Annotated in this window: 17 protein-coding genes; 15 read left to right on the forward strand and 2 right to left on the reverse strand. The window is 43.5% G+C overall.

Features of this window, described 5'->3' with window-relative positions; translation table 11 throughout:
- Positions 1-29 precede the first annotated feature (29 nt).
- A complete protein-coding gene (gene mscT, locus NSQ16_RS07685) occupies positions 30-833 on the reverse strand; it encodes a small-conductance mechanosensitive channel protein MscT (protein WP_327836690.1) in 804 nt (267 codons plus the stop codon).
- A gap of 236 nt (positions 834-1,069) precedes the next feature.
- Here mscT and ahpA point away from each other — a divergent pair, with 236 nt between their 5' ends.
- From ahpA to rok, 3 genes are all read left to right on the forward strand, one after another.
- Positions 1,070-1,612 carry a biofilm-specific peroxidase AhpA gene (gene ahpA / locus NSQ16_RS07690; protein WP_003245371.1) on the forward strand — a complete coding sequence of 181 codons (543 nt, stop codon included), beginning with the start codon at positions 1,070-1,072 and terminating at the stop codon, positions 1,610-1,612.
- Between the two features lie 71 nt (positions 1,613-1,683).
- Positions 1,684-2,130: a thiol-disulfide oxidoreductase YkuV gene (gene ykuV / locus NSQ16_RS07695; protein ID WP_015252187.1), complete on the forward strand. Its 447-nt coding sequence runs from the start codon at positions 1,684-1,686 to the stop codon at positions 2,128-2,130.
- A gap of 465 nt (positions 2,131-2,595) precedes the next feature.
- Entirely contained in the window at positions 2,596-3,180 is a 585-nt protein-coding gene (gene rok / locus NSQ16_RS07700; protein WP_014113628.1) for a transcriptional regulator Rok, read from the forward strand.
- A 40-nt stretch (positions 3,181-3,220) separates the two neighbouring features.
- Here rok and cse15 read toward each other — a convergent pair whose 3' ends face one another.
- Positions 3,221-4,186 (reverse strand): spore protein Cse15, encoded by a 966-nt coding sequence (gene cse15 / locus NSQ16_RS07705; RefSeq protein ID WP_076457764.1) that lies wholly within the window; start codon positions 4,184-4,186, stop codon positions 3,221-3,223.
- A gap of 136 nt (positions 4,187-4,322) precedes the next feature.
- Here cse15 and NSQ16_RS07710 point away from each other — a divergent pair, with 136 nt between their 5' ends.
- The 12 genes from NSQ16_RS07710 to skiZ all read left to right on the forward strand — a co-directional run bounded on the left by NSQ16_RS07710 (position 4,323) and on the right by skiZ (position 16,119).
- Entirely contained in the window at positions 4,323-4,922 is a 600-nt protein-coding gene (locus NSQ16_RS07710; protein WP_339232663.1) for a molybdenum cofactor guanylyltransferase, read from the forward strand.
- Between the two features lie 50 nt (positions 4,923-4,972).
- Positions 4,973-5,992 (forward strand): molybdopterin-synthase adenylyltransferase MoeB, encoded by a 1,020-nt coding sequence (locus NSQ16_RS07715; RefSeq protein ID WP_283934325.1) that lies wholly within the window; start codon positions 4,973-4,975, stop codon positions 5,990-5,992.
- Between the two features lie 17 nt (positions 5,993-6,009).
- A complete protein-coding gene (glp, locus tag NSQ16_RS07720) occupies positions 6,010-7,302 on the forward strand; it encodes a gephyrin-like molybdotransferase Glp (protein WP_339232667.1) in 1,293 nt (430 codons plus the stop codon).
- Entirely contained in the window at positions 7,263-7,784 is a 522-nt protein-coding gene (mobB, locus tag NSQ16_RS07725) for a molybdopterin-guanine dinucleotide biosynthesis protein B (protein WP_042974935.1), read from the forward strand. Before glp ends, mobB begins: the two co-directional genes overlap by 40 nt.
- Entirely contained in the window at positions 7,784-8,257 is a 474-nt protein-coding gene (locus NSQ16_RS07730; protein ID WP_339232669.1) for a molybdenum cofactor biosynthesis protein MoaE, read from the forward strand. Before mobB ends, NSQ16_RS07730 begins: the two co-directional genes overlap by 1 nt.
- Complete coding sequence (gene moaD, locus NSQ16_RS07735; protein WP_014476678.1) at positions 8,250-8,483, forward strand: molybdopterin converting factor subunit 1; 234 nt, start codon at positions 8,250-8,252, stop codon at positions 8,481-8,483. The genes NSQ16_RS07730 and moaD overlap by 8 nt, the downstream gene beginning before the upstream one ends.
- A 226-nt stretch (positions 8,484-8,709) precedes the next feature.
- Complete coding sequence (locus tag NSQ16_RS07740; protein ID WP_029317738.1) at positions 8,710-10,467, forward strand: ABC transporter ATP-binding protein; 1,758 nt, start codon at positions 8,710-8,712, stop codon at positions 10,465-10,467.
- An 11-nt stretch (positions 10,468-10,478) separates the two neighbouring features.
- Positions 10,479-12,293: an ABC transporter ATP-binding protein gene (locus tag NSQ16_RS07745; protein ID WP_230488532.1), complete on the forward strand. Its 1,815-nt coding sequence runs from the start codon at positions 10,479-10,481 to the stop codon at positions 12,291-12,293.
- Positions 12,294-12,402: 109 nt separating this feature from the next.
- Entirely contained in the window at positions 12,403-13,098 is a 696-nt protein-coding gene (yknW, locus tag NSQ16_RS07750; protein WP_339232672.1) for a toxin SDP protection protein YknW, read from the forward strand.
- A gap of 4 nt (positions 13,099-13,102) precedes the next feature.
- Positions 13,103-14,236: an efflux RND transporter periplasmic adaptor subunit gene (locus tag NSQ16_RS07755; RefSeq protein WP_041055894.1), complete on the forward strand. Its 1,134-nt coding sequence runs from the start codon at positions 13,103-13,105 to the stop codon at positions 14,234-14,236.
- Positions 14,237-14,929, forward strand: a complete 693-nt coding sequence (gene yknY, locus NSQ16_RS07760; RefSeq protein ID WP_003232356.1) for an ABC transporter ATP-binding protein YknY — start codon at positions 14,237-14,239, stop codon at positions 14,927-14,929.
- The gene (gene skiZ, locus NSQ16_RS07765; RefSeq protein ID WP_015252177.1) at positions 14,926-16,119 is read left to right on the forward strand and encodes a sporulation-delaying-protein transporter subunit SkiZ; all 1,194 of its coding nucleotides are present in this window, start codon (positions 14,926-14,928) and stop codon (positions 16,117-16,119) included. The genes yknY and skiZ overlap by 4 nt, the downstream gene beginning before the upstream one ends.
- The last annotated feature ends 160 nt before the right edge of the window (positions 16,120-16,279 follow it).

The following is a 16,279-nucleotide window of genomic DNA, read 5'->3' on the forward strand; positions in this document are numbered from 1 at the left end:
ACCGAAGCAAAAAGCTTCGGTTCTTTTATTTATTCTGTTTCTTTAGGGGAAGCGCGGTCGAACGCGTTCTTTATTTCTTTTCTCAACACTCGTTCGACTCGCCACTGTTCCATATTTTCTGTTTTGGCAATGACCCTGATTACAATTTCGGAAGTCCCCAGTTCTTGAATGCCGATGACATTTGGGCCTTCTTTTATTTGCGGAAGAGCCGCTGCCGTTTCATCACAAACCTGCTGTAAAATATGAATCATTTCATCAATATTTCTTTCAGCCGGCACTTTAATGTCAACAAGAGCCTGCATGGTACCACGAGAATGATTGCTCACGTTTGTGATGTTTCGGTTGGGGATGTAATGCAGTGTTCCGTCAAAGCTGCGGATTTGAGTTGTCCTTAAGCCAACCTGCTCGACAATTCCGTCAAAGGTGGAAACGGTAATATAATCTCCGACATCCAATTGTTTCTCAAGCAAAATAAAAAAACCTGTCACGATATCACTGACAAGCCCTTGGGCGCCAAATCCGACAGCCAGGCCGACGATTCCTGCCCCCGCTAAAAGAGCGCTTGGATCATAATGAAACAAATCTAGAACCATGACGAAAAATATGAAAATCAATGTATAAGCAAATATGTTAAGAGTCAGGCTTCGGAGTGTATGTGCACGTCCGATAGACAAGCTATTCTGCTCCTCGAATTTTGCAAACAGATGTTTAATGATTTTCATGCCTAATGATCGAACGATAAAATAGAGCAATATCATAATGGCGAGTTTAATGAGCAGAACACCGGCATTTGTAATCAGTCCCGCCCAATCATATTGTTTAATAAAGTCCATGTTGAGCTCCTTTTCTAATTGATTGCTGCACATTGAGACTAGTTACCCTGTACATGACCATGTTAAACGTTTTATTCAAAAATGTCGAAGCCAAAGACATACATGATTTGTTAAAAATTGACTCAGGAAATCTGCTTTTATATAATGGCATTGCAATATAACTAAAAATGGTTAATCACCCTTTATTTTCATGCGATTTTGACCTTTAAGCCAAACAATAAATTGGAGGGATACATATGGCAGAACGTATGGTAGGTAAACAAGCTCCTCGTTTTGAAATGGAAGCAGTCCTTGCAAGCAAAGAATTCGGCAAAGTAAGTCTTGAGGAAAACATGAAAAACGACAAATGGACAGTGCTATTCTTCTATCCAATGGATTTCACTTTTGTTTGTCCGACAGAAATTACAGCAATGTCTGACCGCTATGACGAGTTCGAAGATCTTGATGCAGAAGTCATCGGGGTTTCAACTGATACCATCCATACTCATTTAGCTTGGATCAATACAGACCGCAAAGAAAACGGTCTTGGCCAGCTGAAATACCCGCTTGCTGCTGATACAAACCATGAGGTATCCCGGGAATATGGCGTTTTAATCGAAGAAGAAGGTGTGGCTTTGCGCGGATTGTTTATTATTAATCCTGAAGGGGAGCTTCAATATCAAACTGTTTTCCATAACAACATTGGGCGTGATGTTGATGAAACGCTTCGTGTTCTCCAGGCGCTGCAAACTGGCGGACTCTGTCCGGCTAACTGGAAACCAGGCCAAAAAACACTTTAATTCTTTCCAAGAACGAAAAGCGGTCTAGCATATTCGTTAGGCCTCTCTTTTAAAATAGGAGGGAAAAAGCAATGAAATTACGTCAGCCCATGCCGGAATTGACGGGAGAAAAAGCTTGGTTAAATGGTGAAGTGACGAGAGAGCAATTGATTGGGGAAAAGCCGACGCTTATTCATTTCTGGTCCATCAGCTGCCACTTGTGCAAAGAAGCGATGCCGCAAGTGAATGAATTTCGTGATAAATATCAAGATCAGCTGAATGTTGTAGCTGTACACATGCCCCGTTCCGAAGATGATCTTGATCTTGGTAAAATTAAAGAAACAGCTGCTGAACACGATATCACTCAGCCGATTTTTGTTGACAGTGACCATGCTTTAACCGATGCATTTGAAAATGAATACGTACCTGCGTATTATGTGTTTGATAAAACAGGACAGCTCCGTCACTTCCAAGCCGGCGGGAGCGGTATGAAAATGCTTGAAAAACGTGTGAACCGCGTTCTGGCTGAAACGGAATAGGTATCTGACTAAATAGTATTTCCTAAAAACCTGATCACATCAGGTTTTTTATTTGTGCAAAAAGCAATGGAAGAAGAGTAAGAAGCTTATTTTTCCAAATTTGGGTATAGGAATTGATGGTTTGTTTGATTGATACGCTAGAAAACACAGCTAATTTTTGATGTTTTTCCTCAATTTTAGATAAATCTCATATGTCATAACTCGAAAATTGTAGATATTACACTAAATTTCTTTAAAGAAGTAAGTAAAATATATATTTTCAACATTATACCAAATAAACTAGAAAGCCCCTTAATCCCTTGAGAATAAAGGACTCTTTTGAAAAATAAAACATTTTCAGAAAATAAGGAATTTTTCATAGAGTAAATATAATAGTAAAATGCTAAAATAATAGTTGATAAAATTACTTTTGTAATCTAATATCTTAATTAAAGATGTTAATTTTGATAGGGGGTACATTGAGGAATGTTTAATGAAAGAGAAGCTTTGCGCTTGCGGTTAGAACAATTAAATGAAGCTGAAGTGAAAGTCATTCGTGAATATCAAATTGAACGTGATAAAATATACGCAAAATTAAGAGAGCTGGACAGAAATGGAAGCCCTTCCGAAATCAAAAAGGATTTCCGTTCTGAAAAAAAACCTGACTCTCTGCCGGTTCTCGCTGAGCTTGCGGCTCAGGAAATCAGAAGCTATCAGCCGCAATCACAGCAGCAGTCTGTTCAGCCTCAGCTTCAATCTATTTCCTCTCTTCCTGCCGGTATACCAGACGGAACAACACGAAGAAGAAGAGGAACGGCAAGACCGGGATCAAAAGCAGCTAAGCTGCGTGAAGCTGCTATTAAAACATTAAAACGCCACAACGCGGCGATTAAGAGCTCGGAGCTTCAAAAAGAGATTGAAAAAGAAAGCGGTCTTGAAATCCCTAATATGACAACGTTTATGCAAAGCTTAATTAAAATGTACCCGGAAGTGAAAAAGCCATATCGCGGGCAGTACATTTTAGAGGGTGAAATCGAATCTGCAGAATCAGCTGAATCAGCTAATGAATAAATATAAAGAAAAACTGCTTGGCATCGCTCAAGCAGTTTTTTTATTGAGGTTTTTTCTGTGAAGGTTTGTTTTCTTTTTCAAGATTAAGCTTATACACCCACTTTTGATAAGGCTTTTCTTCAGCGGCTCTGTTTTTCAGCTCTTCGATTGTATGGCTCTTGGCCTGGTCTGATGATTGGGCGCGGGCAAGCTGTTTTTGGAGCACATGTATCTGTTTGGTGACATCTTCAAGGATGGTCTCTACATGATATGGCTGCGCGTAGGCCGCTGGAGCTTCTTCTTCCGTTTTTTCTTTTTGTTTCGTGCCGCCATCAATATCGGCAAAATGAGAAGCAATCCAGGCATCGCTTTCATCAAGCTGCCGTTTATACGATATAATAGTTTCGTGAAATAATTTTTCTTTCGTTTTTTCTATGTCTAGCAGTCTTTCTTTCGTTTCTATGATTCGATCTTTCATATGATCAACTTCTATTTTAATATGTTTTAGCTGATATTCTTTTTCTACCATTTGCTCTTTTAGACGCCCGTTTTCGGCTTTTATCAATTCGGCTTGCTGTTTTGCCTGAAGCAGTGCATTTTGTTCCTGCTCAATCGAGGCTTGAAGTTCGCTGATCCGTTTATGAAGATTTTTATTTTCTTCTTCGATTTTGACTTTAGCAATATGAAGTTTATGTTTTTCTTCGATTTCGGCTCTGCGTTTATAGGTTTCAGCAGATAGAAGCTCCTGCAAAACAACGATTTTATCAAGCAGTTCAGCTCTTATTTGGTGCAGGGTTTGGCTGGTGTGGGAGGCATGTTTTTCTTTTGTTGACATATGTGTTAATTCGGCAGACAGCTGCTGGAGTTTTTCTTTCATATCGGTATTTTCTTTGAGCAGTTTGTTATTTTTCTGATGAAAGTAGCTTGCTTCAAGTTCAGCAATCAGCTTATGGCACCTTGAAAGCTCGGATTTTAAATAAAGGTTCTCCTGAGACACGTCGTGGAAAAAAGGACCTGATCTTTTCATTCGAACCATCTCCCTCATGATGTTAACACTACAATATGCAAATACTGAACAGCTATTCCTCTTTAATAAACAGACAAGCAGTAGCGTTGAGCCTTTGCTTTTGCTATGCTTTTAACGAAACTAGAGGTGAGATGATATGAAGCATGTAAACGTACTGCTGGCAGGGGGAGCCTCACGTCGCTTTGGAGAACCGAAGGCGTTTGTCAAATGGAAGGGCAGGATGCTTTACGAATGCGCTAAAGAGGCACTTGGAGAACAAACGGTTATCATCAGCCGTCCCGAATTTATTGATAGATTTCAAGAAAACGGTGAAAATGAAGTGTATCAAGATGCTGAGCCATTTCAAGGCATGGGGCCATTGGCTGGTATATATACCGCTTTTAAAAAGACAGACGGTGATCTTTATACTGTTCTTTCCTGTGACACACCGCTGATACAAAGAAGGACGATGCTGGAGCTCAAACGTCTGATGATTGCCGGTGCGGACGCGGTAGTCCCAATTTCAGACGGACAAGTGCAGCCATTGATTGCGATTTACCACAAACGTATCATGCCAGTTCTATACGATCAGCTTTCTGAGAAGAGGTTGAGAATATCAGATTTATTAGGCAGAATTTCGGTTTGTTACGTACAGGCTGAAGATATCGGAGCAAACCCGGCAGAGTTTATCAACATTAATACACGTGATGATTTTAGCTGTTTGGAAGAAAAATCGAACTCCCTCAAGCGGGACTGACGGGGCAATAACATGATAAGATGACATAAAAGATAAGGAGAACAGGTTTGATGGAGGAACGTTATTCACGGCAAATCAGATTTAAGCAAATTGGGGAAGAGGGTCAGAAAAGACTGGCAGACAGCCATGTGCTGATTGTCGGAGCGGGAGCGCTCGGCACTGCAGGAGCTGAAGGGCTTTCGAGAGCGGGAGTCGGTACGATTACCATTATTGACCGTGACTATGTGGAGTGGAGCAATCTTCAAAGGCAGCAGCTTTATACAGAAAGCGATGCCAAACTCCGCATGCCGAAAGCCATGGCTGCCAAAGAGCATCTATCAGCGATTAACAGCGAGATACATATTGAGGCGTATGTTACCGAAGGAACAGCCGAAACGCTTGAGCCGCTGATTGAAAAAGCAGATGTCGTGATCGACGCGACAGATAATTTTGAAACCCGCATGCTGATAAACGATCTTGCCCAGAAAACAAAGACACCTTGGGTCTATGGCGCCTGTGTAAGCAGCCAGGGAATGTTCATGACAGTCATTCCCGGAGAAACCCCTTGTCTGTCTTGTTTGTTTGAGCAAATTCCTGTCGGCGGGGCGACGTGTGATACTGCCGGCATTATTCCGCCTGCTGTGCATATCGTTTCAGCATATCAGCAGGCTGAGGCATTAAAGCTGTTAACCGGCCAAATAGAAGCAATACAGCGGGGTTTTGTGACATTTGATGTCTGGAACAATTCGCATATGAAGATTAACGTTAATCATGTACGCCGTGAGGAATGCCCATCTTGCGGAGCAAATGCGGTATATCCTTATCTTCAGGATTGGAACACACCAAAAGCTGCTGTACTATGCGGCCGTGATGCAGTGCAGGTAAGGTCAGAATCATTAAAAAGAATCCCGAAACAGGAGCTCATTAAGCGGCTGAAAACAATCGGCAAGGTCGAGGCTAATGCGTTTTTGCTGCATATTTTTTACGAGGATTTCAGAATTGTCATTTTCAATGACGGACGGGCACTGGTGCATGGAACAAATGATGTGAAAGAAGCCAACTCCGTGTTGGCAAGAGTGATTGGACTGTAACAACAGGAGGGGTCAGAATGCTGGAGAAAAGAACACCGATACCGGTAGACGAGGCAGTTCGGCGTGTCTGCAATTTTCAAAAACAAGGTGAAACAGAATGGGTGGCGCTTGAAGACAGCCTTCATCGGTTTTTAGCCGAAGATATAACTGCGGATCACCACGTACCTGCGTTTGACCGTTCGCCATACGATGGTTTTGCTGTCAGAGCGTGCGATACGGCAGAAGCTTCACGTGAAAACCCAGTTCGGTTTGAAGTTATTGACCATATTGGAGCGGGAGCAGTATCTGAAAAAGAACTTGGCCCGTTTCAGGCCGTGCGGATTATGACTGGCGCGCAAATCCCTGAAGGGGCAGATGCAGTCGTCATGATTGAACTGACTCAAGCCTTTGAGGAGAATGGGAAGTCATTTATGTCTTTAAAACGCCGCTTTCAGACGGGGGATAATATTTCAAAAACAGGTGAGGACGCTCAAAAAGGGAGTGTTTTACTGACAAAGGGCACCCGGGTGACACCAGGAGTGACGGCTCTTTTGGCAACATTCGGATACGCATCTGTGCCTGTCGTGAGAAAGCCTGTAGTCGGGATTATCGCAACCGGTACCGAATTGCTGAATGTCAGTGATCCGCTGGAACCGGGAAAAATCCGCAACAGCAATGCGAGTATGGTATATGCGCAAGTGATAGAAGCTGGCGCAACACCGCTTTATTTAGGGAAAATCTCTGATGAGCTGGATAAAAGCTTTGCTGCAGTGAAAGAAGCGATGAAAAAGGTGGATTTCCTGATCACAACTGGCGGTGTGTCAGTCGGTGATTTTGACTTTTTGCCTGCGATCTATGAAAAACTCGGAGCAGACGTGCTGTTTAATAAAGTTGCCATGCGCCCGGGCAGCGTGACAACGGTGGCGCATGCAAACGATATGCTGCTGTTTGGCCTTTCAGGTAATCCGTCGGCATGCTATGTCGGTTTTGAACTGTTTGTCAAACCGATAATCCAGACATGGCTGCTCAATGAAACACCGCATTCAATTTGTGCGGAAGCTGTTTTGACCAAGGATTTTCCGAAGCCGAACCCATTTACCCGATTTGTTCGTGCGCTCGTGCACCATCAGGAAGGGAAGCTGTTGGCGACACCCGTTGGCTTAGATAAGTCGAGCTCTGTCACATCACTTGCAGATGCCAATGCATTTATTATCCTGCCGGGCGGCACGCGAGGCTACGAATCTGGCAGAACGGTTCAAGTGCTGCTCATCAGAGAAGAGAATGGAAGTGAATGGCCTTGGTCCGTCCTTTCCCGATCGTCCAAGTTGTAGGATTTCAAAACAGCGGGAAAACAACGTTTATTGAGCGCATTCTTGAAAAAGCCTCTGAACAGGGAGTCCATTTGGGCTGCCTGAAGCACCATGGTCACGGCGGTGAACCGCAAACGCTCACGGAAGGAAAAGACACGGACCGTTACAAGGCGGCAGGTGCTGGTGTAACTGCGGTAGAAGGTGCTGGTGTGTTACAGCTGACTGCCCGCCGCAATTGGGATTTGGCACGGCTGATCGAGTTATACCAATTTCTTGAAACAGACTGTCTTCTGATTGAAGGCTTTAAAAAAGCCCCTTATCCTAAAGTGGTTATCCTAAGTGAAAAGGAAGATCTGGAAGCGCTGCAAGCAGTAAATATAATCGCCATCATCTATAGAAAAAAAGAGCATATGACAGAGCATCAGGGATTACCCGTTTTTCATGCGGATGATCCGGTTGCCGTGGATTTTGTGCTTTCACAGCTGAAGGGGGAATCTGCATAATGGAACGGTTTGAGATTACGAAAACACCCATTAATACTGAAAACATCATCAAAAAAGTGGAGAAACGGGAAGCAGGAGCCATTACGACATTTATTGGTACGGTTCGGGAATGGACAAACGGAAAAAGAACGGTTCGGCTTGAATATGAGGCATATGAACCGATGGCCGTGCAAATGCTTGCTCAAATCGGCGCTGAAATCGAAGAAAAATGGGAAGGTGCCTCAGCTGCGATCACGCACCGTATAGGTGTGCTCGATATCGGTGAAGCAGCGGTAGTGATTGCTGTATCTTCTCCCCATCGAAAAGCCGCATATGAAGCCAATGAGTATGCGATTGAACGCATTAAACAGATTGTGCCGATTTGGAAAAAAGAAATTTGGGAAGACGGTGAGCAATGGATCGGCGACCAGCTAGAAACAATAGCTTATCCGAACGGAAAACCAGACCTAAGCGAGGGAGAGCAGCATGATTAAAATTCTTTTATTTGCAGGACTGGCTGAACAGGCCGGTACACAAGCAATAGAAATAGATGTGGAACAAGCAACCACAGATGAAATAAAAGCGAGTCTAAAAGAACAATACGGTCTTGAATCTATTGATACGGCTATGATTGCCGTTAACGAAAGCTATGTAAAAGAAAATACCTCTGTATCTTCGGGTGACACGGTAGCCATCATACCGCCGGTCAGCGGGGGATGAAAACCGGACGGCATTTCAGCCGTCTGGTTTTTCTGTATTTCATTGGCATATCCCCAAGTATCCTCAGCATACAATGATTTTCTGTAAGCGGCGTTTATTCTACATATGTTACTCCCTATAAAGTAAGAGACTCACTCCATAATTAGACTGAAATTTTGAAAAATAATAGAAATTTATTTCGGGTATCGATATAGTGAAGATGATAAATGTTGGAAAGGTGCTGGATATGGAGACATTTAAAAGATTAAAAATGTATTATTGGCCGTACAGAAAAGTGTTTATGTGGTCGCTTCTAGCCATGCTTTTGATGACTGCAATTACTGTCGTTTATCCGATTATCCTGCAAATTACAATTGATGAGATCGTGCTGGGACGGCAGTATCAGCTTGCGGCGTGGGTCAGCTTAGGATTTATTGCGGTAATGGTTTTGAAAGGAATGGCTACCTTTTTTCATCAGTATTTAGGTGATATGTTCGGGATCAAATCCGTTTATCGGCTGAGAAATGGTCTGTATGAAAAACTGCAGCGGCTTTCTTTTTCTTACTATGATAACGCGAAAACAGGAGATTTGATGTCCAGGCTGACTGCTGATGTTGAAGGGCTTCGTTTTTTCTTATCATACGGTCTCGCTGAGCTCATTCGCTTCGGCCTGCTGGTAGCCATCAGCCTGTCGGTTATGTTTTACTATTCTGTTCCTCTCACGCTTGTGACAATAGCTGTTCTGCCATTTCTCGCGGTTGCGGTATACCGGTTTGACAAAAGAGTCCATCCCGCCTTCAGAGGCATCCGCCAATCGTTTGCGAAACTCAATACAAAAGTCCAAGAAAATATCAGCGGCATTAATACGGTTAAATCTCTTTCAAGGGAAGATTTTCAGATCAGCACTTTCAATAAAGCCAATGCAGAATACAGGGCGCAGTATTTACAAACATCATCCATCTGGTCTGCGTATTTCCCTTTAATGGAGTTCATTGGTAACATTTGTATTGTAGCTCTCCTCTCATACGGCGGTTACTTGGTTATGCAAAATCAGCTCAATCCCGGCGAGCTTGTTGCTTTCTTCAGCCTTGTCAATTATATGATGTGGCCCATTATGAACTTAGGTTTTGTCATCAATATGTTCTCTCAAGCAAAAGCGTCAGGGGAACGCCTGCTCGACATTCTGGAAAAAGAAGAAGACATTACAGATCATCCTCATGCTTTGCATAAACAAAAATTAACCGGAGATGTCCATTTCAAAAATGTTTCTCTTGCATACGGGAAAGAACAAACAAACGCGCTGTGCAATGTAAGCTTTGAGGCAAACAGCGGGAAGGTAATCGGACTGTTGGGCCCGACAGGTTCAGGCAAAAGCTCAGTGACACAGCTTCTCACCAGATTTTACAGTCCTGTTGGCGGAATGATTACCATTGATCACAAACCAATCACGGATTATTCGTTAAAAACCCTTCGCTCCAATATCGGGGTCGTACTTCAAGAATCCTTCCTGTTTTCATCTACGATTAGATCAAATATTTCGTATGGGCGGCCGGATGCCTCAATGGAAGACGTCATCGAAGCGGCAAAAAGGGCGCAGGCTCATAACTTTATTATGGAGCTTCCTGATGGGTATGACACCATGCTGGGAGAGAGGGGAATGGGGCTTTCCGGCGGGCAGAAACAGCGTATTGCCATTGCGAGAGCCATCTGCTTGAACCCGAGCATTTTAATATTGGATGATGCCACAAGTGCAGTAGATATGCAAACGGAGCACAGCATACAGCTTGCCTTAAAAGAAGTCATGAAAAACCGCACAACCTTTATCGTCGCTCACCGCATTTCTTCACTGAAACACGCCGATGAAATTCTCGTTTTTAATAAAGGACGCATTCGTGAAAGGGGAACACATCATGAGCTTCTTGAAAAAGGCGGCTACTATAAAAAGATTTACGATTTGCAATACCGCGATGTCAAAATGATTAATGAGCCGCATGAGGTCGGATAGGGAGGGGCCAAATGAAACAAGTGAAAAAACAGGGGATTTTAGAGCGTTTCTATTACTCTTCAGATGAAATCATTGAAAAGCCGTTTAACTGGGCTCAAATGTGGCGGCTGCTGAGCTATGTCAAACCATATCGAAAAACAATTTTGCCGCTTTCTTTTCTCACCGTATTAATTGGCACTGCTGTGAAGCTTGTGATCCCCATTTTGATCGGCGTTTATGTTCTTGATCATGCGATTACAGGGAGAAACTCGGAGCTGCTGATTCAGCTCATTTTTATTATTAGCGGTTTATATGTCCTCAATTACGCCGCCAATGTGTTAAGAATCAGGTGGATGAATCAGCTTGGCCAGCATGTCATTTACGATTTGCGACAGCATTTATTTACCCATGTGCAGCGCTTATCCCATCGATTTTTTGATCAGCGGTCGGCGGGATCGATCTTAGTCAGGATCATGAATGATATTAACTCTCTTCAGGAGCTCTTTACAAGCGGAGTCATCAATTTGTTGACCGACTTGCTGCTTCTGGCCGGCGTGATTATTATTTTGTTTACGCTGAGCCCTGAGCTGACTATAGCCATCATGGTGACATTGCCGATTATGTTTTTTATTTCAACAAGTCTCAGAAAAAAAATACGCCGATCCTGGCAAACGGTACGGCTGAAGCAATCGAAGCTCAACTCTCATCTAAACGAAAGCATTCAGGGCATCCGGGTCACACAGGCATTTACGCAGGAAGAAGAAAACATGGCGTATTTTGACGGTGTCAATCAGGAGAACTACGAATCATGGCGGGAAGCAACTAGAAAAAATGCCATGTTCCGTCCGCTGGTAGAAATGACGAATGCGATTGGGACGGCTGTCTTGATTTGGTATGGAGCCACACTCATCATGAATGAAACCATTACGATTGGCGTCTTCGTTTCTTTTGCTTTCTATCTGGGAATGTTTTGGGAACCTATTTCAAGACTGGGTCAGGTCTATAATCAGCTGTTAATGGGGATGGCATCATCAGAACGGATTTTTGAGTTTCTGGACGAACAGCCAAATGTCAAGGAGAAGCCCAATGCCATTCATAATGAAAAGATAAATGGGGAGATCAGTTTTGAAGAGGTTGAATTTTCGTATGATGAAAAACGAAAAGCCCTTTACGCCATTTCTTTCTCTATTCCGGCGGGCTCGACGCTTGCGCTTGTCGGGCATACAGGGAGCGGGAAGACGACGATTGCCAATTTAATCAGCCGTTTTTATGATGCGACCGGAGGCACCATTAAAATAGACGGTATACCGATTAAGGATCTTTCCCTTGCCAGTCTGCGCTCTCAAATCAGCATTGTCCTGCAAGATACATTTATTTTCTCTGGGACCATCATGGAAAATATTCGTTTTGGAAGGCCAAATGCTTCGGATGAAGAAGTGATGAAAGCCTCCCAAGCGGTCGGAGCGGATGAGTTTATTTCCGATTTAGCGGAAGGATACGCAACAGAGGTAGAGGAAAGGGGCAGCGTACTGTCTGCCGGTCAGCGTCAGCTTATTTCATTTGCAAGAGCATTGCTCGCCGATCCGGCTATTATCATCCTTGACGAAGCAACGGCAAGCATTGATACAGAGACAGAAGTAAAAATTCAGCAAGCGTTAAAAACGCTTCTGAAAGGGCGTACAGCAGTGATGATCGCTCACAGATTGTCTACGATCCGCGACGCCGACCGCATCATTGTTCTTGATCACGGCAGGAAAATAGAAGAAGGGAACCATGATCAGCTGCTCGCTAAAGGAGGCATTTATGCCGGGCTTGTGAAAGCGCAATACAGCACAGCGATAGAATAATATGAAAAGCCTTCAATATTGAAGGCTTTTGGAAATTTATTAGAAAAACATGAAACTTTTTGATATCCTTCCCGTACTATTTGTTAGATATTCTCAAGGAGGTTTTGAAATGGAAACGAATGTAGAAAAAAACAGCGGAACGGCGACTGAAAAGCCTTCACTTTTCGGAGTAATCACAAGTCCGTCCGTTCAATTTGAAAGAATAAGAGAAAGGCCGGCTGTATGGGGACCGCTTTTGATTGTTGCAGCAATTATCATCGTCGGTGCCGTGCTGCAATCACTCGGTACGGATTATAGTGAGCTTTTGAAAAGCCAGGATACGCAAGGGCTATCTGCTGAACAAATGGAAACTGTCGCAACAATAACCAAATTTGGCGGAATGGCAGGCGCTATTATCGGCGGTATCGCAGCATTATTTATTGCCCCTCTTATTTATTGGCTCTGTGTAAAAATATCAGGCGGAGTTACGACATATAAAAAAATGCTTTCTCTCGGTCTGTTTGTCTCTTTGATTAGCAGTCTCGGATTATTGGTTAATGGAATCGTTGCTTTTACGACTGACGTGAATCCTCTTTACAGCACGACGTCACTGGCAGGGATTATCCCATCTGACGGGGCTCTTGCCAGCGTGTTAAATACCTTTGAAATTTTCAGCATCTGGAGCTTTGTATTATTAGCAATCGGACTTCACAAAACGGGAGGCATCTCCAAAAAAGCCGGGCGGATTTCAGCAATCATTCTATTCGGAATTTTAGTTGTATTTTCGCTTTTTTCAGGTTTAATCAATTCTGTGGCGGGTGCATAAGCTCATGAAAAAAGTCTGGATCGGAATTGGAATCGCAGTTATAGTCGCTCTTTTTGTTGGAATCAATATATACCGGTCTGCCGCTCCAACAAGCGGCAGCGCCGGCAAGGAGATACAGACGGGGAGCGTTGAAGAAAATGAAATCTCATCAACGGTTATGGTTCCTGGCACGCTAAAATTTTCAAATGAACAGTATGTCTTTTATGAAGCGGATAAAGGGACATTAGAAGACATTAAAGTTAAGGAGGGCGATAAAGTTAAAAAGGGCACGCCTTTAGTCACCTATACAAATGAGCAGCTGAGCCTGGAAAAAGAACAGAACCAGTTAACGTCTGAATCCAACCGGCTTCAAATTGACCAAATTCAAGAAAAGTTAAAAGCCTTGGACAGCAAAGAAAGAGAACTGGAAAAACAGGTAGGAAAGAAAGAAGCAGAAAAACAAATCGAATCTGAACGGACAGAGCTTCAAATGCAGAAAAAAACAGCGGAGATCGAATTAAAACAAACCGAGCTTCAGCGGCAGTCACTTGCCAACCGGGTGTCAGATTTAGAAGTGAAAAGCGAAATTGAAGGCACCGTTATTTCTGTCAACCAAGAAGCGGCATCCAAAAAGTCAGATATTCAAGAGCCTGTCATACATATCGGCAACCCAAAAGACCTTGTCGTCTCAGGGAAATTGTCTGAATACGATACATTGAAAGTCAAAAAAGGCCAGAAGGTCACACTCACTTCAGATGTAATACAGGGTAAAACATGGAAAGGCACGGTTTCCGCAGTCGGGCTTGTTCCGGATCAGCAGGAGAGCGCTGCGGCACAAGGAACAGAACAGGCGGTCCAATACCCGCTTCAAGTGAAAATAAAAGGAAATCTTCCAGAAGGAAAGCCAGGCTTTAAATTTATCATGAATATTGAAACAGATACACGGAAAGCAAATACGCTTCCTTCAAAGGCAGTCAAAAAAGAAGATGACCAATATTATGTGTATACAGTAAAAGACGGAAAAGCAAAGCGAGTTGATGTCAAAATCGGCGAAGTGACAGATGACCTGACAGAAATTAAAGAGGGGCTTACCCAAGATGATCAAGTCATTTTGAATCCATCTGATCAGGTGACTGACGGAATGGAAGTGAAATCTTAAATGATTCAGCTTTCTAATGTGCGAAAAAGCTACCAGATCGGAAAGGAAACGTTTGATGTTCTCCATTCTATTGATTTGGACATTCATCAAGGTGAATATGTCTCGATTATGGGGCCGTCAGGATCAGGAAAATCGACGATCATGAATATTATCGGCTGTCTTGATCGGCCGACTTCCGGTACATATCAATTGGACGGCGAAGACATTTCTTCATATAAAGATAAAGAACTGGCGGCAGTCCGTAACCGGTCCATCGGTTTTGTATTTCAGCAATTTCAGCTTCTTCCGCGGCTGAACGCAAAAAAAAATGTCGAGCTGCCGATGATTTACTCCGGGATAGGCAAAAAAGAACGTCAAGAGCGGGCTGAGAGAGCATTGGAAAAGGTCGGGTTAGCCGATCGAATGCTCCACATGCCCAACGAGCTGTCGGGCGGGCAGAAGCAGCGGGTGGCGATTGCGAGGGCGATCGTGAATGAGCCGAAATTGATTTTAGCTGATGAACCGACCGGCGCGCTGGATACGAAAACAAGCGAGGCGATTATGGATCAGTTTACAGCATTAAATGCCGAGGGAACGACAATCGTTCTGGTTACTCACGAGCCTGAAGTAGCAGATTGCACGAATCGGATCGTCATGGTGCGTGACGGAAACATTGTTCCTGCCAGCTCCGGACAAAGGAGTGTGGGAGAATGAGCCTGTTGGAAAACATCAGAATGGCTCTAAGCTCTGTCCTTGCCCATAAAATGCGTTCGATCTTAACGATGCTCGGCATTATCATTGGTGTAGGCTCTGTCATTGTTGTCGTTGCGGTAGGACAGGGCGGCGAGCAAATGCTGAAGCAGTCGATCAGCGGCCCGGGAAATACTGTGGAGCTGTACTATATGCCTAGCGACGAGGAGCTTGCAAGCAACCCGAACGCCGCAGCTGAATCTACGTTTACAGAAAACGATATTAAAGGTTTAAAAGGAATAGAAGGCATTAAACAAGTCGTTGCTTCGACTTCTGAAAGTATGAAAGCGCGTTATCACGAAGAAGAAACCGATGCTACGGTTAACGGAATAAATGATGGATACATGAATGTCAATTCTTTAGAAATCGAAAGCGGCAGAACATTTACCGACAATGACTTTCTTGCGGGGAATAGAGCCGGAATCATCTCTCAAAAGATGGCTGAAGAACTGTTCGATAAAACCTCTCCTTTAGGTGAAGTTGTCTGGATAAACGGACAGCCCGTTGAAATTATCGGCGTGCTGAAAAAAGAAACAGGCTTGCTTTCTTTCGGTTTAAGTGAAATGTATGTGCCATTTAATATGATGAAATCCTCTTTTGGCACAAGTGATTTCAGTAACGTATCATTGCAGGTCGAATCAGCAGACGACATAAAATCGGCTGGAAAAGAAGCGGCACAGCTGGTAAATGACAATCATGGCACAGAGGATTCGTATCAAGTGATGAACATGGAAGAGATTGCGGCCGGAATTGGCAAGGTAACTGCAATTATGACGACGATTATCGGCTCAATTGCAGGTATTTCCCTTTTGGTCGGCGGAATCGGTGTCATGAATATTATGCTCGTATCAGTCACAGAACGGACGCGGGAAATCGGAATCAGAAAATCACTTGGTGCGACGAGGGGACAGATTCTGACTCAGTTTTTAATTGAATCAGTCGTATTGACGCTGATTGGCGGTCTGGTCGGGATTGGTATTGGATACGGAGGGGCCGCGCTTGTTTCAGCCATTGCGGGCTGGCCGTCACTCATATCCTGGCAGGTTGTATGCGGGGGCGTGCTGTTCAGTATGCTCATTGGTGTTATTTTCGGCATGCTTCCTGCAAATAAAGCCGCAAAGCTTGATCCCATTGAAGCGCTGCGTTATGAGTAGCCTCATGCAACATGCATGAGGTTTTTTTATGTGTAGTGATTTCTACTATGAATATAAAAGACTTTTTTCATTAAAATAAGAAGAAAATGTCGTACAATTGTCCTTATTTTTGTCGAATTTACAGTTTACAAACCCTATAGACATACGTTAATATGGAGAA

Origin of the sequence: Bacillus sp. PS108 (assembly GCF_037963335.1) — a bacterium.
In the GTDB taxonomy this organism is placed as follows: domain Bacteria; phylum Bacillota; class Bacilli; order Bacillales; family Bacillaceae; genus Bacillus; species Bacillus subtilis.

Bases quoted from the DNA above. Each gene is read 5' to 3' on its own strand.
- ykuV (WP_015252187.1), top strand. From the start codon at position 1,684: ATGAAATTACGTCAGCCCATGCCGGAATTGACGGGAGAAAAAGCTTGG.
- NSQ16_RS07710 (WP_339232663.1), top strand. From the start codon at position 4,323: ATGAAGCATGTAAACGTACTGCTGGCAGGGGGAGCCTCACGTCGCTTT.
- skiZ (WP_015252177.1), top strand. From the start codon at position 14,926: ATGAGCCTGTTGGAAAACATCAGAATGGCTCTAAGCTCTGTCCTTGCC.
- NSQ16_RS07745 (WP_230488532.1), top strand. From the start codon at position 10,479: ATGAAACAAGTGAAAAAACAGGGGATTTTAGAGCGTTTCTATTACTCT.
- mscT (WP_327836690.1), bottom strand. From the start codon at position 833: ATGGACTTTATTAAACAATATGATTGGGCGGGACTGATTACAAATGCC.
- ahpA (WP_003245371.1), top strand. From the start codon at position 1,070: ATGGCAGAACGTATGGTAGGTAAACAAGCTCCTCGTTTTGAAATGGAA.
- moaD (WP_014476678.1), top strand. From the start codon at position 8,250: ATGATTAAAATTCTTTTATTTGCAGGACTGGCTGAACAGGCCGGTACA.
- rok (WP_014113628.1), top strand. From the start codon at position 2,596: ATGTTTAATGAAAGAGAAGCTTTGCGCTTGCGGTTAGAACAATTAAAT.
- cse15 (WP_076457764.1), bottom strand. From the start codon at position 4,186: ATGAAAAGATCAGGTCCTTTTTTCCACGACGTGTCTCAGGAGAACCTT.
- yknY (WP_003232356.1), top strand. From the start codon at position 14,237: ATGATTCAGCTTTCTAATGTGCGAAAAAGCTACCAGATCGGAAAGGAA.
- mobB (WP_042974935.1), top strand. From the start codon at position 7,263: ATGGCCTTGGTCCGTCCTTTCCCGATCGTCCAAGTTGTAGGATTTCAA.
- yknW (WP_339232672.1), top strand. From the start codon at position 12,403: ATGGAAACGAATGTAGAAAAAAACAGCGGAACGGCGACTGAAAAGCCT.
- NSQ16_RS07740 (WP_029317738.1), top strand. From the start codon at position 8,710: ATGGAGACATTTAAAAGATTAAAAATGTATTATTGGCCGTACAGAAAA.
- NSQ16_RS07755 (WP_041055894.1), top strand. From the start codon at position 13,103: ATGAAAAAAGTCTGGATCGGAATTGGAATCGCAGTTATAGTCGCTCTT.
- NSQ16_RS07715 (WP_283934325.1), top strand. From the start codon at position 4,973: ATGGAGGAACGTTATTCACGGCAAATCAGATTTAAGCAAATTGGGGAA.
- NSQ16_RS07730 (WP_339232669.1), top strand. From the start codon at position 7,784: ATGGAACGGTTTGAGATTACGAAAACACCCATTAATACTGAAAACATC.
- glp (WP_339232667.1), top strand. From the start codon at position 6,010: ATGCTGGAGAAAAGAACACCGATACCGGTAGACGAGGCAGTTCGGCGT.